At 35.0% G+C, this 22,581-nt stretch carries 20 protein-coding genes; 9 read left to right on the top strand and 11 right to left on the bottom strand.

Going from position 1 to position 22,581, the window contains the following annotated elements:
- Window positions 1–285 precede the first annotated feature (285 nt).
- Window positions 286–453 (bottom strand): hypothetical protein, encoded by a 168-nt coding sequence (locus tag NBX25_RS06180; RefSeq protein ID WP_250253145.1) that lies wholly within the window; start codon window positions 451–453, stop codon window positions 286–288.
- 134 nt (window positions 454–587) lie between these two features.
- The gene (locus NBX25_RS06175; protein WP_164464375.1) at window positions 588–755 is read right to left on the bottom strand and encodes a hypothetical protein; all 168 of its coding nucleotides are present in this window, start codon (window positions 753–755) and stop codon (window positions 588–590) included.
- A gap of 223 nt (window positions 756–978) precedes the next feature.
- Here NBX25_RS06175 and NBX25_RS06170 point away from each other — a divergent pair, with 223 nt between their 5' ends.
- The 3 genes from NBX25_RS06170 (at window position 979) to NBX25_RS06160 (ending at window position 4,715) form a co-directional block, all read left to right on the top strand.
- Window positions 979–2,628 carry an ABC1 kinase family protein gene (locus tag NBX25_RS06170; RefSeq protein ID WP_250253143.1) on the top strand — a complete coding sequence of 550 codons (1,650 nt, stop codon included), beginning with the start codon at window positions 979–981 and terminating at the stop codon, window positions 2,626–2,628.
- 94 nt (window positions 2,629–2,722) lie between these two features.
- Window positions 2,723–3,232: a hypothetical protein gene (locus NBX25_RS06165; protein WP_250253142.1), complete on the top strand. Its 510-nt coding sequence runs from the start codon at window positions 2,723–2,725 to the stop codon at window positions 3,230–3,232.
- Between the two features lie 130 nt (window positions 3,233–3,362).
- Window positions 3,363–4,715 carry a DEAD/DEAH box helicase gene (locus NBX25_RS06160; RefSeq protein WP_123908221.1) on the top strand — a complete coding sequence of 451 codons (1,353 nt, stop codon included), beginning with the start codon at window positions 3,363–3,365 and terminating at the stop codon, window positions 4,713–4,715.
- Window positions 4,716–4,745: 30 nt separating this feature from the next.
- On the opposite strand, the gene NBX25_RS06155 is transcribed toward NBX25_RS06160, so the two are convergent.
- The 4 genes from NBX25_RS06155 to NBX25_RS06140 form a co-directional block, all read right to left on the bottom strand.
- Window positions 4,746–5,402: a GDSL-type esterase/lipase family protein gene (locus tag NBX25_RS06155; protein ID WP_250253140.1), complete on the bottom strand. Its 657-nt coding sequence runs from the start codon at window positions 5,400–5,402 to the stop codon at window positions 4,746–4,748.
- A 65-nt stretch (window positions 5,403–5,467) separates the two neighbouring features.
- The gene (locus NBX25_RS06150; protein WP_123908218.1) at window positions 5,468–5,944 is read right to left on the bottom strand and encodes a lipocalin family protein; all 477 of its coding nucleotides are present in this window, start codon (window positions 5,942–5,944) and stop codon (window positions 5,468–5,470) included.
- Window positions 5,945–6,233: 289 nt separating this feature from the next.
- A complete protein-coding gene (locus NBX25_RS06145) occupies window positions 6,234–7,397 on the bottom strand; it encodes an iron-containing alcohol dehydrogenase (RefSeq protein WP_250253138.1) in 1,164 nt (387 codons plus the stop codon).
- A 146-nt stretch (window positions 7,398–7,543) separates the two neighbouring features.
- Window positions 7,544–7,954, bottom strand: a complete 411-nt coding sequence (locus tag NBX25_RS06140) for a winged helix-turn-helix transcriptional regulator (RefSeq protein ID WP_250253137.1) — start codon at window positions 7,952–7,954, stop codon at window positions 7,544–7,546.
- A gap of 100 nt (window positions 7,955–8,054) precedes the next feature.
- On the opposite strand from NBX25_RS06140, the gene lpdA reads away from it, so the two are divergent.
- On the top strand, window positions 8,055–9,455 hold the full coding sequence (gene lpdA, locus NBX25_RS06135; protein ID WP_250253136.1) for a dihydrolipoyl dehydrogenase: 1,401 nt from the start codon (window positions 8,055–8,057) through the stop codon (window positions 9,453–9,455).
- Between the two features lie 107 nt (window positions 9,456–9,562).
- On the opposite strand, the gene NBX25_RS06130 is transcribed toward lpdA, so the two are convergent.
- From NBX25_RS06130 to NBX25_RS06120, 3 genes are all read right to left on the bottom strand, one after another.
- Window positions 9,563–10,168: a hypothetical protein gene (locus NBX25_RS06130; protein ID WP_250253134.1), complete on the bottom strand. Its 606-nt coding sequence runs from the start codon at window positions 10,166–10,168 to the stop codon at window positions 9,563–9,565.
- Between the two features lie 64 nt (window positions 10,169–10,232).
- The gene (gene def, locus NBX25_RS06125; protein WP_250253133.1) at window positions 10,233–10,814 is read right to left on the bottom strand and encodes a peptide deformylase; all 582 of its coding nucleotides are present in this window, start codon (window positions 10,812–10,814) and stop codon (window positions 10,233–10,235) included.
- 57 nt (window positions 10,815–10,871) lie between these two features.
- On the bottom strand, window positions 10,872–11,438 hold the full coding sequence (locus tag NBX25_RS06120) for a Crp/Fnr family transcriptional regulator (protein WP_123908212.1): 567 nt from the start codon (window positions 11,436–11,438) through the stop codon (window positions 10,872–10,874).
- Between the two features lie 235 nt (window positions 11,439–11,673).
- Between NBX25_RS06120 and NBX25_RS06115 the strand changes: the two genes are divergently transcribed.
- Window positions 11,674–14,208 carry a phosphoenolpyruvate carboxylase gene (locus NBX25_RS06115; RefSeq protein WP_250253131.1) on the top strand — a complete coding sequence of 845 codons (2,535 nt, stop codon included), beginning with the start codon at window positions 11,674–11,676 and terminating at the stop codon, window positions 14,206–14,208.
- 96 nt (window positions 14,209–14,304) lie between these two features.
- Here NBX25_RS06115 and NBX25_RS06110 read toward each other — a convergent pair whose 3' ends face one another.
- A complete protein-coding gene (locus tag NBX25_RS06110) occupies window positions 14,305–15,909 on the bottom strand; it encodes a S8 family peptidase (RefSeq protein ID WP_250253129.1) in 1,605 nt (534 codons plus the stop codon).
- A gap of 87 nt (window positions 15,910–15,996) precedes the next feature.
- On the opposite strand from NBX25_RS06110, the gene NBX25_RS06105 reads away from it, so the two are divergent.
- The 4 genes from NBX25_RS06105 (at window position 15,997) to NBX25_RS06090 (ending at window position 19,861) form a co-directional block, all read left to right on the top strand.
- Window positions 15,997–17,121, top strand: a complete 1,125-nt coding sequence (locus NBX25_RS06105; protein ID WP_123908209.1) for a DegT/DnrJ/EryC1/StrS family aminotransferase — start codon at window positions 15,997–15,999, stop codon at window positions 17,119–17,121.
- Window positions 17,122–17,590: 469 nt separating this feature from the next.
- Entirely contained in the window at window positions 17,591–18,610 is a 1,020-nt protein-coding gene (gene galE / locus NBX25_RS06100; protein WP_250253127.1) for a UDP-glucose 4-epimerase GalE, read from the top strand.
- A 14-nt stretch (window positions 18,611–18,624) separates the two neighbouring features.
- Complete coding sequence (locus tag NBX25_RS06095) at window positions 18,625–19,395, top strand: methyltransferase domain-containing protein (RefSeq protein ID WP_349815569.1); 771 nt, start codon at window positions 18,625–18,627, stop codon at window positions 19,393–19,395.
- Between the two features lie 13 nt (window positions 19,396–19,408).
- Window positions 19,409–19,861 carry an adenylyltransferase/cytidyltransferase family protein gene (locus NBX25_RS06090; RefSeq protein ID WP_123908206.1) on the top strand — a complete coding sequence of 151 codons (453 nt, stop codon included), beginning with the start codon at window positions 19,409–19,411 and terminating at the stop codon, window positions 19,859–19,861.
- A gap of 40 nt (window positions 19,862–19,901) precedes the next feature.
- Here the strand turns inward: NBX25_RS06090 and NBX25_RS06085 are convergent, their stop codons facing one another.
- Complete coding sequence (locus tag NBX25_RS06085) at window positions 19,902–22,508, bottom strand: TonB-dependent receptor domain-containing protein (RefSeq protein WP_250253124.1); 2,607 nt, start codon at window positions 22,506–22,508, stop codon at window positions 19,902–19,904.
- Between the last annotated feature and the right edge of the window lie 73 nt (window positions 22,509–22,581).

The following is a 22,581-nucleotide window of genomic DNA, read 5'->3' as shown; positions in this document are numbered from 1 at the left end:
TAAAATTTAAGAAGACTATTCTTATTAGAAAAACGATATTGTATCCTTTTTATTGTTATAGAGTGTCAGATATAAAAGTTGTTGACTGGGCGGAGCTTAAGATATAACCTAAATAAAAAGAATTTTTATATTTGAAAGATTCTGAATAATCACTCTGGGTTATATTTAATGATATTGATTTGTTGTGTGGAGTAGCCTACAACAGATGTTTTTACTTGTTTAAAAAAACAAAGCAGAGTGCTCCTGCACTCTGCTTTAATTTTACCTAAAATTTAAAAAAATATCTTATACATACTCCGGGCAAAGAATATCAGGGCAGATAAGTCCTGGGCATGTTGGTCTTCCATCAGTAGGACAGCACTGATTTGAGCAGTTGCCACCGATAATAATACCATTTCCTGAAATTCCCTTTAATTGTTCTCTCGAAAGTTTGCTTTTGTGTAAATTTTTCATATTATTTTTTTGATGAGTTTAATAGTACCTTATAAAATAGGATCTCTTATTTCTTAAATAACGAAGCTATATTGCAAAACAGAATGCAAAAGCATTCTGTTTTTGTTTTACCTAAAATTTTTTGAGCCTATTATTTATATTGCGGGGCAAACCACTGCAGGGCAAATTAAGCCAGGACATTTTGGAAGTCCATCAGTAGGACAGCACTGATATGAGCACTTTCCACCACCGATAATGATTCCGCTTCCTGAAACATTTTTTAATTGTTCTCTTGAAAGTTTGCTGTTGCGTAAATTTTTCATGTTTTAATACTTTTATTGGTTTGTTTTGATGTTTGTACTCTGTAAATATATAAAATATTACTATATATAGCATTGTTTTTTCACTATGTTTAGAAATAATGATATAAAATGTTGATTATGTGATGAAATTTTTAATCCTATGATCGTAATGTTATGTTTGTCTTTTAATTAAAAATGATTAGGAATAGTTTTTGGAGTAAATTGCACTTATTATTGATACACTATGTTTGATAAGCAACAAAGAAAACTGAAAAGATCTGCAAGACTGATCTCCGTGTTAAGTAAATACGGCTTTAAAGATATTCTTGCAAGAATGAATGGAGGGAATAAACAGGAAGATCTTTCCGGTAATTCTGATGAGATTATTTCAAAAGGAACCGTTTACGAAAGAATCAGGCTGGCTTTAGAAGAATTGGGACCTACTTTTGTAAAGCTTGGACAAGCATTCAGCAATAGGGAAGATCTGTTGCCTCCGGAACTGATTCAGGAATTGCAAAAACTGCAGGATAAAGTGGAAACCGTAGATATGGATGTGGAAGATGCACTGGAAAGTGAGTTTAATATCTCTGTAAAGGATCATTTCATGGAAATTCAGAAAGAGCCTTTAGCCACAGCCTCTATCGCACAGGTTTATAAAGCTGTTTTACTGGATGGAAGCCCGGTTATTTTGAAACTTAGAAAGCCTGATGTTCAGTCAGTCATTGAAGATGACCTATTGCTCATTAAAGATATTGAAAAATTAATTTCAACCTACTCGGAAATAGGAGAGAAGCTGAATCTTAAGCAGGCTATTTCTACATTTGAAAGATCTTTATTAGAAGAAGTTTCTCTAATTAATGAGAAGAATAATATCCAACAGTTTCGCCTCAATTTTAAAAATAATAAAGAAACCTATGTTCCTAAAGTGTACGAAGAATTTTCAAACAACAATATTCTTTGCATGGAATTCATTGATGGAATCAAGGTTACGGATAAAGCTGTTCTTCTGGCTAATGATATTGATCCTGTAAAAGTTTCTGAAACCGGATTAAGACTTTTTGTTTCCCAGATTTTAGATTACGGGTTCTTCCATGCTGACCCGCATGCAGGAAATATTTTAGTAAAAAAAGATGGAAAAATTGTATTTATTGATTTTGGAGCGGTTGGAAAGATTCAGCCCAATGATAAAGAGATTTTGGAAAACCTGATTGTAAGTTTTGTTTCCAAAAATTCACATAAAATAGTCCGTTATCTTAAAAAAATGGCGGTGAGCTACGAAATTCCTGACGAAAGAAGATTTGAAAACGATGTGGAAGACATTCTGAACTTTGTTCACAGCTCATCATTAAAGGATATTAATGTTCAGGTCATTATCAATAAGATGAAGGATATTTTAAAAGATAACAGGTTGTATATGCCTGATTATTTCTATCTTTTATTTAAAGGAATCAGCCTGATAGAAGGAGTAGGAAGAAATATCAACCCCGATTTGGATATAGTAAAAAGTCTTCATCCATATACTCGAAAGATATTCACTAAAAAGATCAGTCCGAAAAATCTTTTAAAGACCGGAATGGACAGGATGATGAACTTTACAGATAATGTAGATGAAATTCCTAAAGAACTTCGCTCAGTCCTTCAAAAACTGGATGAAAATAAATTTACGGTTTCCAGTGAGATTAAAAATATTGAAAAGACCAATCAGCTGATAAAATCAAGTATTATTAATCTCATTTTAGCCATGATTTTAGGAGCTAATATCATTGCAACAGCAATTGTTTTTGTTTCAGAATCAGGACCGAGAATTGGAGAATTATCTTTAGTGGCTGTTTTAGGATTTGTATTCTCAATTATTTTAATAATCATACTTTTACTGAGAGTAACCAGGAAATAATCGTGAGACAATTTAAGTGATTCAAGTTGTTAAGACACATATTTTTTGCTTTGAGCCCAGAACTTCGTGTCCCACACCAATTAAAAATATAACAATGAAAAAACTAATGATACCTATTATGCTTTTCTGTGGCGTATTTGCTATGGCTCAGGAAGGAAATCAAGAGAAAATTCAAGGGGATTTTGACGGAAACGGAACGAAAGAATACGTTTATGCTAAGATCAGTGACTGTACCGATGAATGTGACGGTAAATGTGACACTACCATCTATTTCAGTGATAAAAATATAAAGCCGTTCACGATTTCGATGGCTAAAGGAGGAGTTTTATACAATCTGGGAGACCTTAACAATGACGGTAAGGATGAAATTGGTTTTTATCCCAATTGGTGTACAAGCTGTTGGCATTCTTTCTATGCCTATACATTAGGAAAAACAGGATGGAAACCACTTGTAGATCCTATTTCAACACATTGCAACCAGTGGGAAGAAGATAAATTTCCGATTAAAAAAGATCCTAAAAAGAAAGGAAATGTGATTATCACCACCAGTGAATGGAAAGATGATGATATTAAAATAAGCAGTAAAAGTGTAAAGGTCAATTGATAGTTTAAAGATTTCTGGTTTAAATCTTAGGCTTCAACTTTAATTTTGGGGCTGCTTTTTTTTTCAAACCATCATTTCTGTTGCCTGAAACCTGATTTTACATTTTAATATTAATACCTATCTTTGCAAAATGGAAAAACTCACTTTTGCAGATTTTGACCTGCCGGTTAAAATTCTTGATGTTTTAGCAGATTTAGAATTATTTGAACCTACTCCTATTCAGGAGAAGAGCTTAAAGCCTATCCTTTCCGGGAGAGATGTAATGGGAATTGCACAAACCGGAACAGGGAAAACTTTGGCTTATCTTTTACCTGTTCTGAAGACTTGGAAATACAGTAAAACAGGAAATCCAACGGTTCTAGTACTTGTTCCTACAAGAGAATTGGTGGTACAGGTAACAGAGATTCTTGAGAAGCTGACTGAAAATATTACAGCAAGAGTTATTGGAATATATGGTGGTAAAAACATCAATACACAGAAACTTTTATTCAATGACGGATGTGATATTTTAGTAGGAACACCAGGTAGAGTGATGGACCTTTCCATAGACAATGCTATTTCCCTTAAAGAAGTTCAGAAGCTTATCATTGATGAATTTGATGAAATGCTTAACCTTGGGTTCAGACCACAATTGACTCACATTTTTGAAATGATGAAAGAGAAGAGACAGAATATACTTTTCTCTGCAACCATGACAGAAGCTGTAGATGATATGTTGGATGAATATTTTGCAAATCCTATAGAAATTTCATTGGCAAAATCTGGAACTCCGCTTGAAAAAATTGAGCAGACTGCTTATAAAGTTGAGAATTTCAATACCAAGATCAACCTTCTTGAGCATTTACTGAAAAATAATGCAGATATGTCTAAGGTGTTGATTTTTAATAATAATAAAAAACATGCAGACCTGCTTTTCACTAAGATTGATGAGCTTTTCCCTGGGCAGTTTGATGTAATTCACTCCAATAAGTCTCAAAACTACAGGCTTAAGGCCATGAAGAGTTTTGAAAATGAAGAGGTCAGAGGTTTGATTACAACAGATGTAATGGCAAGAGGTCTTGATATTTCAAATATTACCCATGTTATCAACTTTGAAACCCCTGATATCCCGGAACAGTATATCCACAGAATCGGTAGAACAGGTAGAGCAGATAAAGAAGGTAAGGCAATGACTTTTGTTACTAAAAAAGAAGAGCCTTTACTTTTGGATATAGAGCTTTTAATGGATAAAGATCTAAAATTTAACGACTTCCCGGAAGATGTTAAAATTAATCCTGTGAAAATTGCTTCTGAGAAAGATGAAGTGGTAATGAAAAATCCTGCACAGGTAAAACTGAACGAGGGTGGAGGAGCTTTCCATGAGAAAAAAGCGAAAAATACCAAAGAAAACTGGGGTGGTCCTTCAAAAAGAAAAGCACCTAAGAAGTTTGGAACCAACAGAGCACAGCAGAAAGCAATCTCTAAATCGAAGAGAAAAAAATAATAAAAAACGGCTGAATATTCAGCCGTTTTTTTATTTCATATAAGGAGTCATTACTTTAGTCCAGATTTGATATCCTTCCGGCTTAAAGTGAAGCATATCTTCCACAAAAATATCTCTTCTTACCTTTCCGTTAGCATCTTCCATTGCTTTGGTAACATCTATGAACTCAGCATGAGACTGTTTTTTCATAAAAGTTTCAATCCTGGCGTTGGCTTCTTTGATTTGAGGCCAAAGCTTCTCTCTGCTAGGAGAGTATTTCATTGAAATGTAATCTACTTCAATATTAGGGAATCTTTCACGGATTTTTTTGTAAAAGCTTTTGTATCTCTTTACTACTTTTTGTGCCTTCAATTGATGATTATCTGCAAAATCGTTTTCACCGCAATAGATAATAATTTGCTTAGGTTGATAAGGCGATAAAAGATCATCCGCAAAATAATTAAGATCTGTAAGCCTTGAACCCCCGAAACCTCTGTTGATGATGGTTTTAGTTGGGAAATAATCCGCTACATCAGTCCATTTGGTAAAAGACGAGCTTCCTATTAATAAAATAGCGTTTTGAGGCGGCGGGTTTTGCTGATCTTGTTTTTTAAATTCCTGGATGTCCTGCCAGAACATTGGCTTTTTTTCCTGAGAAAAGGCAATAGTGAAACACAGCAACAGAAATGCTGATAGGATCTTCTTCATTGTATTCAGTTTTAAAATTTGAGATAAAAGTAATAAAAAACTCCCGATCAGCGGGAGTTTAAGTTTTATCTTTTATAAGTAATGTACGTGATATCTATAATCTTGTCTTTATCTTTATCATAATTCCCTACTAATTGTGCTAGCCTAAGCTCAGTTTGCGTAAGCATATCAACTCTGAAGCTCATATTTTCAAGCTCTTCATCTCCTGAAAGTTGGATATTCAGGACCTTAGAGTCTGCATTATAAGTGTATTTTCCTTCATTTTTAGCGGCAAATTGACAATTGGTTCCATCTGGATTTCCGTCATACGCAGTATAACTTACATAATAATCCGTTCTGAAGAAAAGTGTATTTTTAGCACTACATCCTTCCGGAGTTGTTGTTTCAAGCACAGTTTTATTATCTTTTCCTGAAATAATTTCTGTCTTTACTTCTTTCCAATCCCCTTTCATAATATCCATTTCATAAGCTGTAAGGTTATCATCATTACATGAAGTAAGTGCCAGAGCTGAAAAGGCAAATAAAAGTAGCTGTTTTTTCATTTTCACAAATTTAAGAATATGCTAAAATATAAATAAATTTGAAATATATGTAATGAAATGATCTTTTTTTAAACGAATGTTTGTAAATAATATGGCTTAAGTGATTGTGGAGTTAAAAGATTTAGAAATTGGAAATAGGGTAGATTATTAGACATTTTTCATTCATTACTATCTAAGTTCTAATATTAAGAAGAGCGGACTAAAGCCCGCTCTCTCTTTCATTTTTATCATATGCTTTAGCCAAAACTTAAAGTAATAAAATAACTCTAAATTTTGAATTTTAAACTTATTAATAGCTCATTTCCACAATCTTGGAAGCATCCTGAGGAGTCAGTTTTTTATATTCTCCAAGTCCCAGCCACTTTCTATCTGTAAAAGCTTTTTCCACCCTTTCAGCAGTTCCTTTATAGTCTTCTGTATATTCTGAAAGTTTGGTTTTGATATGCAGGCTGTGAAAGAATTCTTCAAGTTTTTTAATTCCTAATTCCGCTTTTTCTTCAGTGCTTCCTTCTTTAATTCCCCATACTCTTTCAGCATATTGAGCCAGTTTTCCTTTTTTATCCTCAAAGTTGTAACGATAGTGAGAAGGTGCAATGATCGCTAGGGTTCTGGCATGGTCTATACCGAAGTAAGCTGTTAATTCGTGGCCCATAGCATGTACAGCCCAGTCTGTAATAACTCCTTTTTGAATCAAACCGTTTAATGCCATAGTACAGCACCACATAAAGTTTCCGGCAGCGTCATAGTTAAAATCATCAGCCAGTACTTTTGGAGCCGTTTCCTGAAGGCTAATCAGGATGCTTTCAGCAATTCTTTCCTGAAGATCAGCAGAAGATGGAGCAGTCATATATTGTTCCAACACATGAGTATAGGCATCCGTAATTCCGTTTACAATCTGGTTTTTAGGAATAGATCTGATGACTTCAGGATCTAAAACAGAGAATTGTGGGAAAAGTCCCGGACCTCCTGAAGATAACTTTTCATTGGTTTCTCTTCTGGAAATTACATATCCAGAGTTCATTTCCGAACCGGTTGCAGGAAGGGTTAGAATACTGCCAAACGGCATTCCTTCCCCTTCAAAAGTTCTTACCTGCTTTCTCAGAATATCCCACGGTTCACCATCATAATGGGCTGCTGCAGAGATGAATTTCGTTCCGTCAATTACAGATCCACCACCCACGGCAAGAAGATAGTTGATATTATTTTCCTTGATGAAGCTGATGGCATTAATTAAAACTTCATATTCAGGATTGGCAGGAACTCCACCAAATTCATAAAGATCATGGTCTTTTAAAGCTTCTTTTACCTGGTCATAAACCCCATTATTTTTGATGCTTCCACCACCGTAGATCATTAATATTTTGGCATCTTTAGGAATTTCATTGGAAATTTTAGCGATTTCGCCCTTTCCGAAAAGTATTTTGGTCGGATTTTTAAACTCGAAATTAAGCATTGTTCTAAATTTATTTAACCCAAATTTACGGAATGAAAAGAGAAAATTAAGTTAATGAAATTTTAAAATTGCTATGACTTAATTTCATGAAAGCTATCAAATACTTATTTCCTAATCCGGTTCTACTGATAATGGTTTGAGTGTCTTTATTTAACCTCATTGGAAAGATAAATTTTTGCCCTTTTGATGAAAGCTTCTTTATCTCTTTTAATATCTTCCAATAGTTTTTTTCTTTCCTCGGGAATTATCAGATACTTGTCTCCCCACAGATTGATCTCAACAATAATAGGAATCAGATCAATGCCTTTTTCTGTAAGATGGTATAATATCTTCAACTTATTTTCAGGATAATCTTTTTTATCAATAATTCCATTTTCCAATAGATTCTGAAGTCTTGTCGCCAGAATATTGGATGCTATTTTTTCATCAGCTTTCTGAAGGTCTCCGTAGGTGCATTCTTTATTCAGCATCAGATCACGGATGATTAGCAAAGACCATTTATCACCCCATATTTCCAGTGAACAGCTGATAGGACAGTCTGACCTTTTTTTACTCATTATTTTTTATTTTAAAAATATTACTTGCAAAATGAAAGTATTTAATTAAATTTACTTTTATTTTGCAAGTAAATTTAATCATAAATAATTAATAAATCAAATGGAATATTATGACATTGCCGTGATTGGCTCAGGACCCGGAGGATATGTTGCAGCGATAAGAAGTGCACAATTAGGTTATAAAACAGTAATTATTGAAAAATATGAAACATTGGGCGGAACCTGTACCAATGTAGGCTGTATCCCAACAAAGGCTTTGCTGGATAGCACTCATCATTATGCAGAAGCGCATCATACATTTAAAGAACATGGAATTCAACTTGATAAGATTGAGCTTGATTTTGCCCAGATGTACAAAAGAAAATCTGAAGTAGTAGCTAAAAACACCAACGGACTTGATTTTTTAATGAGTAAAAATAAAATTACCCGTCTGAAAGGCACCGCTGGCTTTATCAGTAATACAAATATTAAAGTTGTTAATGAAACAGAATCCAAAGAGATCACTGCCAAAAATTATATTATTGCAACAGGTTCAAAACCCTCAACCATTCCGGGAGTAGAAATTGATAAAAAGAGGATTATTACTTCCACAGAAGCCTTATCTCTGAAAGAAAAACCGAAATCTATGGTTATCATTGGCGGAGGAGTCATAGGAGTAGAAATGGCTTCCATCTTTAATCGAATTGGCACTCAGGTTATCATTCTTGAATATGCAGATCATCTGATTGCGGGGATGGATCATGAATTAGGAAAAACCCTTCAGAAAATCCTTAAAAAAGAAGGAGTTGATATCCGCTTAGGACAGGCTGTTTATAAAACTGAAAGTTCAGATGCGGAAGCAAAAGTATTCTTTAAAGATAAAAATGGGACAGAAAATAAATTAGAGGTTGATTATATTCTGGTAGCAGTTGGAAGAAGTCCCTACGTAAAAGGATTGGGATTAGAAAATACAGATGTACAGCTGGATGATCGTGGATTCATTAAAGTGGATGAAAGCAATCGTACTTCCGTTTCAAATATCTATGCGATAGGGGATGTAATAGGCGGAGCAATGCTTGCCCATAAAGCGGAAGAAGAAGGTGTTTTGGTAGCAGAAACAATTAACGGACAAAAACATCATATCCATTATGACAGAATTCCATCTGTGGTATATACCTGGCCGGAAGTAGCATCCGTTGGATACACTGAAGAATATCTAAAAAAGAATAATATAGCTTATCATGTTGGTAAATTCCCGTTTTCAGCGAGTGCAAGAGCAAGAGCTTCCATGGATACGGATGGGTTTGCAAAAGTATTAGTGGATCCAAAATATGGAGAGGTACTTGGGGTACATATCATCGGAGCACGAGCAGCAGATCTGGTTGCTCAGGGGGTAATTGCCCAGGAATATGAGGTGACAGCAGAAGATATGTTCCGTATTTCTTATGCGCATCCAACGTATTCAGAAACATTGAAAGAAGCGTATCTGATGGCATCAGGACAAGGAGCTATTAATATCTAATGCTAAATGCTTTAAATTGCCACGAATGCACAAATAAAATTGTTGGTGCATTCGTGGCAAAAAATAACATATATTTTTTATGAAAAAATGGGTGTATATTATGAAAGCTATAAAGTGGTACAATCTTCACTTTTTGAATAAATACCCTTGCTTTTGGCTTCCAGTTTTCCTGTCTTTCTATTGATCTTAATTAAAAATGATTCCTTCGTCACAGGACAGCCTTTAGCCTGTAAAGCGTACAGTGAAATAAATTGGTCTTCAATTTTATAAGACCCTGTAAAACGGTTTTGCGTATCAATAGAGTAACCATACGTCTTAGCCATTAAAATGGCTTCGGGAAGGTTGTCAACTGTTCCGATGAAATCCCTTAATTGCTGTTCATTGGAAAAATAAACGGTTCTGTCTTTTTTGCAGGCAAGAATATAGGAAAAGCAATGATTGCCAATACATTTCTGAAAGAATCCTTTTTCAGGAGCCGGATCATTAATCGTCATAAAAAGAGGAGCCTGGCTTTCATAGATAATAGCTTTGTCCGGATCATCATCATTGGTAAGTACTCTCCAATATTCGTAATCTTTATTGGGAATGACAAAAGGGTAAAGGTATTCTGTGGTATCCAGAATATCCGGGATCTTTTTATAATCATCAGGAACCGTGATCTGTGCAGAAAGCAGATTGGTAAGGATCAGGGAAAGTGTGATGATAATTTTCATAAAGAAAGGTGTTTTCAGGACAAATTTACGAAAATTACTGATGCTTCTTAATGCTTCAGAAAGATTATAAAAATTTCATTGGATACCCTGTTTTAATATTTCCATTGACAATCTTTTTGAGTTTCGACTCTATCATTTTTCTTGTCAGTGATTTTAGGCGATCAATATATAAAACACCCTGTGTATGATCGTACTCATGCTGAATAATTCTAGCCGTTAATCCGGTGAAGGTTTTGGTTTGTTTGATAAAATCCTGATTAAAATATTCGACAGTAATTTTCCAGGGTCTTTCTACCTTTTGAGACAAACCGGGAATACTTAGGCATCCTTCATAATCTTCCCAGGTTTCTTCAGAGGTATCAATAATCCTGGCATTGATAAAAGTTTCTTTGATTCTTTTGTCATTCTTTTCGAAATAGACAAGTTGACTCTCAGTGTCGAGGTTTTCAAAAGTAATCTGGCTGTCAACGATAAAAAGCTGTAAAGGTTTATTGATCTGAGAAGAGGAGAGGCCGCACCCGTTGGAGTTTTCCATGGTTTCCCACATGTTGGTAATCAGGTCCTGGATTTCCGGGCTGTTTTTGTTAATCTGTATACATTTTTGCTTTAAAATGCGATTTCCATAGGCAATAATAGGTAAATTCATTGAAATACTTTTTCTGCAAAGTTCAGCAGAAGAGGAAAGGTATACAATGAACCTATGTTAATTAATGTTTTTGCGGATTCTGCTTAAAGCCTGCGGAGTAATTCCGATGTAAGAAGCAATATATTTCAGAGGGACACGCTGTAGCAGTTCAGGCTGTTCAGTAAATAGCTTTAAATAGCGTTCCTTCGCGGTAAGTTTCAATAAAGAAAGCTCTCTTTTGCTTTTAGCCAGGAAAAGTTTCTCGGAAGCAAAACGCCCTAAATGATTGCCCACATTGGTTTGACTGTAGATTTTCTGTAAATCATCAAAAGAAATTTGCCATACCACTGTTTCGGTAAGTGCCTGCATCTCGTATTCAGAAGGAGTTTGGGTAAGGAAAGAATCATACGCACAAGTAAACTCCTTTTCAAAACTGAAGCTGAAAGTATAACCATATTCATCATCAGGAATATAAAATCTTACCAATCCGGATTCAATAAAAGACAGAAAGTTTTCCGTATCACCTTGTTGGGTAATGATCTCGTTTTTAGCATACACTTTTCTACGGAAATACCCTGCGATGAATTCCCATTCAGATTCCTGTAGTTTGACGATTTGTTCGTAATATTCTCTGATGTAACCCATTTTCGAAAAATTTTAATACAACTGATAATGTTATATTCAAGTCTTAATTAAAATTCAAAGTTACGAAATGTTTAATTGAAGATATAGATAGAATGATTTATAAATAACTTACTTTCTATGTTTTAAATAAACTGTAATTACCATCACTATTTTTTAATTTTAAGCTTATAATAAAGTTTTTATTTTTTGCCATTTGTCAACTCAACTAATTCCAAAATCGCTTACATTTGTTATTATGAGACACGACCAACGCGCAGAAAAATTCAGGCAGATCGTGGAGAACAAATTCCAGATCTACAATTCATTATTTATGAGCCTGCCCTATGATAAAATGACGAATATCGGGATGTTGCTCCCTTTTCTTTATGAGGAAAGCAAAACCGGCTATGATGAAGGGAAGACCCCCGAAGAAATTGTTGAAGAATTTTTTAAAAACCATACGGATCTACAGAACGAAGAGCAGAAACTTGAACTGCTTTTTAAGATTATCCAATATATAGAAAGACAAGTAGTTTTATTTGATAGTATCGAAGATGCTGCATTTCCAAACCTGCACTCAGAAAGTGATAGTGGAACCGTTACCAATCTTTTTGAACGTTCTTTTCAGGACCATAAAATTGAAAAAGTACGTGAAAAACTAAAGGATTTCAGTGTGAAAGTGGTGTTTACAGCGCATCCAACTCAGTTTTATCCAAGTTCAGTGCAGAGAATCATTCAGGATTTGAGAGGAGCCATTACCAGTGATTCTGTTACACAGATTGATACGCTTTTGCAGCAATTAGGAAAAACTCCTTTTGTGAATAAAGAAAAACCAACACCTATTGACGAGGCTTTGAGTATTATTTCCTATTTGAGATATGTATATTACGATACCATTGGGGAGCTATTTACCAAAATTAAAAAGACTTTTGGAAATGAACATTTCCATCTGCATGAAGATATTATTCAGCTTGGATTCTGGCCGGGAGGAGATCGTGACGGAAATCCTTTTGTGACAGCAGATGTTACCAAAAGAGTAGCAGAAGAACTTCGCTCAGCAATTCTGAAATCTTATTACAGTCATTTAAAATTTATCAGAAGAAGATTAAGCTTTAGAGGGGTTTCTGAAGTCTTGACAGCGTTGAGTGAGGAGTTGTATGCGGCCATTTTTAACGGAAAGACCATTACCGCAGAAGCAATTTTAAAGAAAGCCGATGAGGCTGAAAAGATATTAATTAATGAGCACAATGCTCTGTTTTTGGATCTTTTAGTAAATTTTAGAGATCGTGTGAAGATTTTCGGAACTCATTTCGCGACGTTGGATATCCGTCAGGATAGTAGAATTCATCAGAAAGTTATTGATGAGGTTTTTGCAAAATTATATGGAAATGAAGAAGCGGATTACGAACAAAAATTCAACAGATTGATTCAGACTTCAGATTTTGTAAATGCACATGATTTTGAAGACATTGTAAAAGACACCTTATTAACTGTATCTCAGGTTTCTGAAATTCAGAATCTCAACGGATTAAGAGGAATGAACCGTTATATTATTTCTAATTCTGATGCAGTGAAAGATGTAATGAATGTTTATGCCTTCTTTAAGATCTGCAGATATAAGGATGAAGATATCAATATGGATATTGTACCGCTTTTTGAAACTATGGAAGGGCTTGATAATGCAGAATATGTGATGAATGAACTGTATCAGAATCCTGTATATAAAAGACATCTTGAAAGAAGAGGAAATCAACAGACAATTATGTTGGGCTTCTCTGATGGAACTAAAGATGGTGGATATTTAAAAGCTAACTGGGAAATTTATAAGGCTAAAGAAGTTCTGACAAAACTTTCAGAGCAGAATAATATCAAAGTAGTATTTTTTGACGGTAGAGGCGGGCCTCCGGCAAGAGGTGGAGGAAAAACTCACGATTTCTACGCTTCTCAGGGAAAAACAATTGCTAACAATAAAATTGAACTTACGATTCAAGGACAGACCATTACGAGTATTTTTGGAAATAAAGAGCAGGCACAATACAATTTTGAACAGTTATTGACAGCAGGAGTTGAAAATGATGTATTCAAGAATGCTAAAAAAGACCTGACAGAAAAAGAAAGAGCATTGATTATTGAGCTGGCTAATATCAGTTATCAGAAATACTCAGACCTGAAGGCTCATCCAATGTTTGTTCCTTATCTTCAGGAGATGAGTACCTTGGAGTATTATGGGAAAACCAATATCGGAAGCCGTCCATCGAAGAGAGGAAACGGAAGTGAACTGAAGTTTGAAGACTTAAGAGCTATCCCATTTGTGGGTTCATGGTCACAATTGAAGCAGAATGTTCCCGGATTTTTTGGTTTTGGCTATGCCATGCAGAAGATGAAGGAGCAAGGAAGGTTTGAAGAAGTAAGAGAATTGTATAGAGGTTCAGACTTCTTTAAGACCTTGGTGTTGAACTCAATGATGAGTATGAATAAGTCTTACTTCCCGTTAACTTACTACATCAAAAACAATCCCAAATTTGGAGCTTTCTGGAACATCCTTTTCAGTGAATATGAGCTTTCAAAAGAAATCATGTTGGAACTGACAGGTTTCAAAATGCTCCAGGAAGAGGACCCGTTATCCAGAAAATCTGTGAAGATCCGTGAGAAGATTGTTCTACCATTGCTAAGCATTCAGCAATATGCCCTGATTAAAATTCAGAAAGGAGAGGGAAATAAAGAAGCTTATGAAAAATTAGTGACAAGATCCTTATTCGGAAACATTAATGCAAGCAGGAACTCAGCTTAAATTATCCTTAATAAAAGGATATTCTTAAGAATCTATATAAAGAAAAAAAACGGGCTTCAATGCCCGTTTTTAATTTATAATCAGTTCAAATAGAAGTTATTCCTTTATAAATTTCTCATAATATACTTTATCATTGGTCTGAATTTTCAGATAATAAACTCCTTTTGCAAAATCATCAACCTTTACAGATTTTTGATGGTCTGCTTTTCTTATTAATCTTCCCAGGTTATCATAAATTTCCAGCGAATTGATTTTATTCTCTGATGCAATATTCAGGATGCTTTTAACAGGGTTTGGGAATAGGGCAAATTTCTCTTTTTTAACAATTTCAGAGGTATTGAGAACACTGTTATACAGACTTCCGAAATTTAGAATGCCGTATCCCATTTGATCTGTGTGATTAGGATAAATAGAAGCGGTTTGCCTCAATTTTGTTTTGAGCTGATCTCTATTCATAACGGGAAATGCCTGAAGGAGGCAGGCTACACCTCCGGCAGCAATAGGGGTGGCAAGAGAAGTTCCTGTACTGGTATAAGTTGTATCACCTAAAACAGTGGCTGTAGCTGTTCCTCTTGCGCTTCCGTCCGGCTTAATAACCCCAGCAGAATTAGGACCGAAAGATGAAAATACAGATGTGTTTCCTGAAGAATCCACAGCTCCGATTGTAAATACCTTAGCATTATCTGCCGGGGTCAGAAGATAGTGCCAGGGTTTATCTCCGGAATTTCCTGCTGCAGCCAATACAAAGATTCCTTTTTCAGCGGCAATTCCTGCTCCTCTTGCAATAAATGAGGTGCTCCCGTTCATATCAGCATACGTGTAGCTGTATTGAGGATTGTCATAAACATTATATCCAAGTGAGGTCGTAATAATTTCCACTCCTTTTCTATCTGCTTCTTCAGCGGCTTCAATCCAGTAGAGTTCTTCTTCGGGAATTTCAGCAGCAGAATTTTCACTGCGATACAGGTAGAAATCAGCATCGGGAGCAGAGCCTACAAATATATTTTCCAGATAACCACCTATAGCTCCCAGTACTACAGTGCCATGCGCATTCAGAGATGGATTGTAAATGTCATTGGATTTAGTAACAAAGTCATATCCTCCTTTTATTTTGTTATTGTTTCGTAATCTCAGAAAAGCATTTCCTGTATTTACAGTAGGAAATCCGCTATCAATAACAGCGATAGAGACTCCGGTCCCGGTATAGCCAGCAAGATGTAGCGGTCTTATGTTGACTTGGTCAACCTGCAATTCTCCTGAGCCATATTCAAAATTGGTAAGTGTTTTTTGAGTATCTGTAGTATTTTGCCATTTATTTACAGCCATTGATTTTAACACAGGTCCTCCATTTCGGATAAAACTTTCTACAGAAAGTACAAAAGGCTGTGCTTGTAAAAGGGTGATTTGTGCCGTGGTAGCATTTACAGCGGCTCCATTAAGCCATTTCGAATAATCTGTAACGGTAAATCCCAGATTTTGAAGATTTTGTATGTAAGATTGTTCTATAGGGGCATCTTGATCATTAAGAGATAGACCTAAAGTTGTACGCCTGTTAAGGGATTTTTGGCTAAGTTCAGAAAGAGGATTGGCGTAAAATGCCGCTTTATTAGGCTTATCTTTAAAATAAACAAAAACAAGCTGAGTTTGGGCAAAAGTATAGGAGTAACCTGTTAGGAAACAAAAGAGTAAAATTTTTTTCATATAAATTTTTGTATAAAGATAAAAACAAAATCAATAAAATTTTTGATAGGATTTTAAAATCCTTATTTTTACACAAATAATTTATTTATGAAAAAAATTCAGATGGTTGACTTGCAAAGTCAGTATTACAAAATAAAGAATGATGTAGACAATGCAGTTTTAAATGTAATGGATTCCGCAGCTTTTATCAACGGTCCTGAAGTGAAGTCTTTCCAGAATGAATTGGAGTCTTATTTAGACGTAAAACATGTGATTCCATGTGCTAATGGAACTGATGCATTGCAGATTGCTCTTATGGCGTTGGATCTGAAGGAGGGAGACGAAATAATTACTGCTGATTTTACCTTTGCAGCAACTGTAGAGGTGATTCATCTGCTTAAATTAAAATCAGTTTTGGTAGATGTTGATTATGATACATTTACCATTTCAACAGAGGCTCTGAGAAAGGCAATTACGCCAAAAACAAAGGCCATTATTCCTGTACATATCTTCGGACAGTGTGCGAATATGGAAGAAATCCTGAAAATTGCTGAAGAGCACAATTTATATGTGATTGAAGATAATGCACAAGCAATTGGTGCAGAATATACATTCTCTGACGGAACATCAAAATATGCCGGGACAATGGCAACAGTAGGAACAACTTCTTTCTTTCCTTCCAAAAATCTTGGATGCTACGGTGACGGAGGGGCTATCTTCACCAATAATGATGAACTGGCACACCGTTTAAGAGGAATCGTAAACCATGGAATGTACGAAAGATATTATCATGATGAGGTGGGTGTAAATTCTCGTCTGGATAGTATTCAGGCTGCTGTTTTAAGAAAAAAATTACCACACCTGGATTCATACAACGAAGCGAGAAGAAAAGCAGCTGATTATTATGATGAGGCATTTGCAGGTCACGAAAATATTTTAACGCCGCAGCGATCTGAGAGTTCTACTCATGTATTTCATCAGTATACATTGAGAATTCTGAACGGAAAACGTAATGAGCTTCAGAAATTCCTTACTGAAAAAGAAATTCCTGCAATGATCTATTATCCGGTTGCATTAAGAAAGCAAAAAGCATATTTCCAGGAAAGCAATGCTGCTGATTTTGTGAATACAGATAAGCTTTTGGATCAGGTAATTTCTCTACCAATGCATACTGAATTAGACGAAGAGCAGTTGAAGTATATCACGGATGCTGTACTTGAGTTTATGGGATAAGAGATGCTTCATGATGAGAGAATATTAAAGCATAAGTTTGCTTATTTTTTTGCAATTATTTTTGTCCTTTGCTGGATGATCTTTTTTGCATATAATATGTTTAAAATCTTTGTAATAGGCGCTGGATTGAGAGAAGAGTATAATACATTTAAAATACCAATTTATGTATTGTACTTTTTAATCTTTCCCTTATTGATTATTACATTTGTGAGTATTTTTAAAGAATCAAGAAAAATGTTTACTTACTTAAATATTTCTTTATTCTTAATGATTATTTTTCATGCAATTATTTTTTATGTTAAATATCAAAGAACGACAAATCATGAAACATATTTATTTTTGTATATAGTTTCAAATGTTTTATTTGTTGTAGGCCCAGTAGTCCTGATAAATTATTTTAAACATTATCCCGCAAAAAGCGAAATAGAAGAAATAGGAACACATAATGAGTAAAAAAGAATATTAAAAAATGGCAATACTTGTTACCGGAGGACTTGGATATATTGGTTCTCACACTGTAGTGGAACTTCTTAATAATGACTTTGATGTTGTTATTGTAGACGATCTGTCTAATTCGGAGAGATTTATTTTAAATAATATTGAGGAAATTACAGGTAAGAAACCCGTTTTTTATCCTTTTGATTTGAAGCGTAAAGAACTTCTTAATCAGGTTTTTGACGCTCATAATATTGAGGGTTGTATTAATTTTGCAGCTTTTAAAGCTGTAGGAGAGAGCCAGGCAAAACCTGTAGATTATTATGAAAATAATCTGTTCTCTCTTATTAATATTTTACAAGAATTTAAAGAAAGAGAAATCTCCAACTTTATTTTCAGCTCATCATGTACCGTATATGGGCAGGCTGATGTGATGCCTATTGATGAAAATACACCTTTAAAAATGCCTGAAAGCGTTTATGGGAAGACGAAGCAAATGGGTGAGGAAATCCTTATTGATTTTGCTAAGGCCTATCACCGTAAAATATCTTTGTTAAGGTACTTTAACCCGATTGGGGCACATCCATCTGCAAAACTTGGAGAATTACCAATAGGAATCCCAAATAACCTTGTTCCTTATGTAATGCAGACCGCTGCGGGAGTTCGGGAGAAATTAAATGTTTGGGGAGACGATTATTCAACAGAAGACGGAACAGCTGTTCGTGATTATATCTATGTTGTAGACCTGGCTAAAGCTCATGTGGCAGCCCTGAAAAAATTGATGGAAGATCAATCTAATGAAACCGTAATTGATACTTATAACTTGGGAACAGGAAAAGGATCGTCTGTTTTGGAAATCGTAAAAGCTTTTGAAAGTGCGAATGGAGTAGATGTACCTTATCAGATCTCTGAAAGAAGGGCAGGAGATATTACGATTGCTTATGCCAATCCTGCTAAAGCAGAAAAAGAGCTTAACTGGAAATCTGAAACATCTTTGGAAGAATCTTTAAGGACAGTTTGGGAATGGCAGAAATATCTCAACTCAAGAAACTAAACTTATAAAATACAATCATTATCGCTTGGAATCCTGAAGTATATGACCAGTTTAAAGAAGAACGTTCAGCACCTTTTTTTGACCTGTTAAAGCTTGTAGAATCGAGAACGGGAATATCCGTTATAGATTTAGGATGCGGAACAGGAGAGCTTACCTCAAAACTTTTGGATTATTTGGAAGACTCAAAGGTTTTAGGGATCGATTCTTCTGAAGAAATGCTTGGAAAAGCAGCTCACTTCAAGACCAGTAGATTGACCTTTGAAAAAAGAAGTATTGAAGAGCAGCTTCATTTGGGAGATACTTATGATTTGATTATTTCCAATGCTGCCATCCAATGGTGTAGCAATCATAAAGAGCTTTTTCCAAGAATCATAAGCAAGATCAAGGAAGGTGGACAGTTGGCAGTGCAGATTCCTTCTAATCACGAATATGTGGTACATCAGCTTCTTAGAAAAGTTGCAGATACAGAACCCTATAAAAGTGCCTATAATGATTGGAAAAGAGAATATACAGTTTTAACAATTGAAGACTACGCCCGGATATTGTTTGAAAGTAAAGGAAGAGAAATTACGGTATATGAGAAAGTATTTCCTCATATTCTTAAAGATGCAGAAGCTGTATATACCTGGGCTTCCGGAACAGCAATGCTTCCTTATATAGAAAGGCTTCCTAACGAATTGAAAGAAGAATTTAAAAACGATTATAAACAACAATTACAAAACACCTTCCCTGAATCACCGGTCTTTTATCCATTTAAGAGAACGTTTATTTCAGCGAAATTTTAATTTTAACATTAATATGAAGACACAAAGAATAGGTATTACATTTTCCTCATTTGATTTATTACATGCTGGGCATATCAAAATGCTTGAAGAAGCAAAAACAGTGTGTGATTATCTGATTGTTGGTCTGCAGATTGATCCATCCCATGACAGACCCAATAAGAACAGGCCAAGCCAAACAATAGTTGAACGTTATATTCAACTAAAAGCAGTAAATGCTGTAGATGAAATTATCCCTTACTATACAGAAGAAGACTTGCTGGATATCTTAAAATCTTTTGTAATCGACATAAGAATCATTGGTGATGATTATATGGACAGAGATTTTACAGGTAAGCAATACTGTGAAGAAAAGGGAATTGAAATTTTTTATAACAAAAGAGATCACAGGTTTTCCACCAGCGACTTAAGAAAAAGGATCTACGAAGCTGAAAAAGAAAAAGCAGAAAGAGCAGAACCAGTAAAATAAAATTAAAAGCCCCGAAATTTAAATTTCGGGGCTTTTTGTATTACATTGGACCTTGTTGGTCATCTTTATTTTCATTGGAGTTAATATCCTTTTTCCTTTTAGGTTGTTCTATTTTCTCACCTTGTTTGAATCTATAGGTTAAAGAGATAGAAAACTGTCTTGGCTGCCATTGCATAAAGCTGCTTCGGGTATAGTCACTAGTGTAATTAAATACTTCCATACCTCTTGTATTAAAGATATCCTGAATATTGAAAGTAATAGTTCCGTCTCCTTTCCATATCGTTTTGGAAGCCCCAAAGTTTAGAGCATACATATCTTTTCTGTCCTGGTTTACCGTTTTCTGTCCTCCTCTGTAGAAACCTTGCAATTGTACACTTAACGTTTTATCCAGTCTGAAGGTTGTATTAAGACGTAATCTTGTAGAGAAGCCACTACCTGTAAAGTCTAATGTTCTTGTCTGGGCTAAGCCATCTCTATCTATTGTAGCGTAAGAAGTGATTCCTGTAGTTTTGTATCTGAATATATCCGCACTACCCATGATTTTGAACCATGCAAAAGGATCATAGGTAAAGTTCAGATCCAAACCTATACGATCATCATTACCCAGGTTTTCCGGTTTTGTATAGAATACCGTTTGTCTTTCATCCGGTCTGTAGACTAACATTTTCGTATCTTCTGTGGCATGTCTGTAATACAAAGTAGGGTTCAGGGTGAACTTCTTCTTTGTAAGGTTATAACCTACTTCATAAGAATCTACATAGGATGGATTTAAATCAATATTTCCCGCAAAAATATTCTGGTTATTGACATAATTTGAGAAAGGAACCATAAAGAATGATCTTGGTCTGTCTATCCTGCGCGAATAGTTCACTAAGATCTGATTATTTTTAGCAATATCATAGCTTAAGAATACACTTGGAAATAAATTATTGTAATTCTTGGTTTTATCAATTGGGGGGGTGTTTGGATTTTGGCTGATATAATTGATCTTAACATTGGAAACCTCGTCTCTTAATCCTACCTGGTAGGCAAAGCTTCCAATTTTACTTTTAAATTGTAAATAGAACGCATTGAACATTTCCTTATAGTCCGTATTATTATTATAATCTAAAATAAAAGGATTATTAGATGTCGTGCTTACAAAATTATCATAGGTATTGTTATTAATATCCAATCTGTAACCAGCTTCAAGTTTGGAATTTTCACCGATTGGTAATTCATAGTCTGCTTTTCCTATCACGGTTTTACTTACAGAATGTCTTCTTGTAATATCTTGTACAGAAAGAACATGGTCTACACTTTCTTGGATGTCACCATTGTTATTGCTTCTGTTTCTCTGTAAACTTAATGATACGGATAAATTCTGACCTTTATCATCAAACTTATGATCCAAACCTACATCTCCCTGGAAAGCAAGATTGTTAAATATCGTCTTAGAATCCCTCAAAGTGTAAGTATTCATAGGTTTCCAGAGGTTTGATGTATCTCCTGTATATTTATAAAAGGAGTCGTAAGTATTGACAAGTTCATTTCCGTCACCTTCAAAAGTTCTCACCAATCCTGTTAAATTAATAGAGGTCTTATCAGAAATATCATATACAAAACCGGCACTTACGTTATAGTTTTTATTATATGTTTTATTGGTGGAATTTTGAAGCTGGTGAGCAGGGATCGTAGGAATTTGATCTATTCCTGCTTGGGTAGTAGGAATAGGATCTATTTTCGGGAAAGTGATATTATGGTAAGTCGTTTCAGAATTACTTTTGGTTTTATTTTCGGTATAACCACCACCACCGTTTACAAACCAGGTCCAGTTGTTTTTTCTCCAGCTTAGATTAGTGTTAAGAGAGGTTCTCGGAAAGTATCCAAGACTACCCACCACACTACCATTAAATCCTACTTTTTTGCTCTTTTTAAGAATAATATTTAAAATACCGGACGTTCCACTTGCTTCAAATTTTGAAGAAGGGTTGGTAATGACTTCAATTCTCTCAATTTGGTCAGCGGGAATACTCTGCAAAGCATTTGCTCCATCATCAATACCCAATAGGGAAGAAGGCTTACCGTTGATTAGGAATTTTACGTTTGAACTTCCTCTCATAGAAACAGTTCCGTCTGTATCTACTGTAACTGATGGTACATTGGTAAGAACGTCCTGAAGACTTCCTCCTTTACTCACAATATCCTGAGAAGGATCATAGGTTTTTTTATCCAGTTCTACTTTATAAGGTTTTGCTGCGGAAGCAGTAATAACAACACCTTGCAATTCCTGTGTCTTTCCATCTAATGTAGTGGCAGCTTCAGGCTCAATAGATAATGCACCAATATTTCCGGCTCCGGTAATATTTTTGTTGATGCTGCTTTTTTTGTAATCAATAGCTTCTACAGCAATATCATAACTTCCAGGAGTAAGTTGTAGTTTATATTGTCCCTTTTCATCCGTCAATACTGCATCGCTTAATGATTTGTTGGCTTTGTTGCTAAAGGTTACAGAGGCATAAGGTACCGGCTGGTTTTTCTTATTGACAATGGTTCCTGAAACATCAGCCTTCTCCTGAGCAAAAGCCATAGCAGCTGCAGAGAGTACTAAAGTAAGTCCTAGTGTTTTTCTGGTGAAAATATTGACAATTTCTGTCTTATTCTTCATAGGTTATTTTTTTGTATAAAATCGTGAAAGGATAACCCTTAATATGTTGAAAATTAATATTTATTTGATTTTC

It is taken from the genome of Chryseobacterium sp. Marseille-Q3244 (genome assembly GCF_940807095.1).
Lineage (GTDB): Bacteria > Bacteroidota > Bacteroidia > Flavobacteriales > Weeksellaceae > Chryseobacterium.
The sequence above is the reverse complement of the archived record's forward strand: the minus strand, read 5'-3'. Positions and strand labels throughout refer to the sequence as shown.

Excerpts from the sequence above, each read along its gene's own strand:
- NBX25_RS06120 (WP_123908212.1), bottom strand. The coding sequence starts at position 11,438 with ATGGGTTACATCAGAGAATATTACGAACAAATCGTCAAACTACAGGAA.
- NBX25_RS06110 (WP_250253129.1), bottom strand. The coding sequence starts at position 15,909 with ATGAAAAAAATTTTACTCTTTTGTTTCCTAACAGGTTACTCCTATACT.
- NBX25_RS06130 (WP_250253134.1), bottom strand. The coding sequence starts at position 10,168 with ATGAAAATTATCATCACACTTTCCCTGATCCTTACCAATCTGCTTTCT.
- NBX25_RS06175 (WP_164464375.1), bottom strand. The coding sequence starts at position 755 with ATGAAAAATTTACGCAACAGCAAACTTTCAAGAGAACAATTAAAAAAT.
- def (WP_250253133.1), bottom strand. The coding sequence starts at position 10,814 with ATGAATTTACCTATTATTGCCTATGGAAATCGCATTTTAAAGCAAAAA.
- NBX25_RS06165 (WP_250253142.1), top strand. The coding sequence starts at position 2,723 with ATGAAAAAACTAATGATACCTATTATGCTTTTCTGTGGCGTATTTGCT.
- NBX25_RS06105 (WP_123908209.1), top strand. The coding sequence starts at position 15,997 with ATGAAAAAAATTCAGATGGTTGACTTGCAAAGTCAGTATTACAAAATA.
- lpdA (WP_250253136.1), top strand. The coding sequence starts at position 8,055 with ATGGAATATTATGACATTGCCGTGATTGGCTCAGGACCCGGAGGATAT.
- NBX25_RS06090 (WP_123908206.1), top strand. The coding sequence starts at position 19,409 with ATGAAGACACAAAGAATAGGTATTACATTTTCCTCATTTGATTTATTA.
- NBX25_RS06170 (WP_250253143.1), top strand. The coding sequence starts at position 979 with ATGTTTGATAAGCAACAAAGAAAACTGAAAAGATCTGCAAGACTGATC.
- NBX25_RS06180 (WP_250253145.1), bottom strand. The coding sequence starts at position 453 with ATGAAAAATTTACACAAAAGCAAACTTTCGAGAGAACAATTAAAGGGA.
- NBX25_RS06085 (WP_250253124.1), bottom strand. The coding sequence starts at position 22,508 with ATGAAGAATAAGACAGAAATTGTCAATATTTTCACCAGAAAAACACTA.
- NBX25_RS06140 (WP_250253137.1), bottom strand. The coding sequence starts at position 7,954 with ATGAGTAAAAAAAGGTCAGACTGTCCTATCAGCTGTTCACTGGAAATA.
- NBX25_RS06155 (WP_250253140.1), bottom strand. The coding sequence starts at position 5,402 with ATGAAGAAGATCCTATCAGCATTTCTGTTGCTGTGTTTCACTATTGCC.
- NBX25_RS06145 (WP_250253138.1), bottom strand. The coding sequence starts at position 7,397 with ATGCTTAATTTCGAGTTTAAAAATCCGACCAAAATACTTTTCGGAAAG.
- NBX25_RS06160 (WP_123908221.1), top strand. The coding sequence starts at position 3,363 with ATGGAAAAACTCACTTTTGCAGATTTTGACCTGCCGGTTAAAATTCTT.
- NBX25_RS06115 (WP_250253131.1), top strand. The coding sequence starts at position 11,674 with ATGAGACACGACCAACGCGCAGAAAAATTCAGGCAGATCGTGGAGAAC.
- galE (WP_250253127.1), top strand. The coding sequence starts at position 17,591 with ATGGCAATACTTGTTACCGGAGGACTTGGATATATTGGTTCTCACACT.
- NBX25_RS06150 (WP_123908218.1), bottom strand. The coding sequence starts at position 5,944 with ATGAAAAAACAGCTACTTTTATTTGCCTTTTCAGCTCTGGCACTTACT.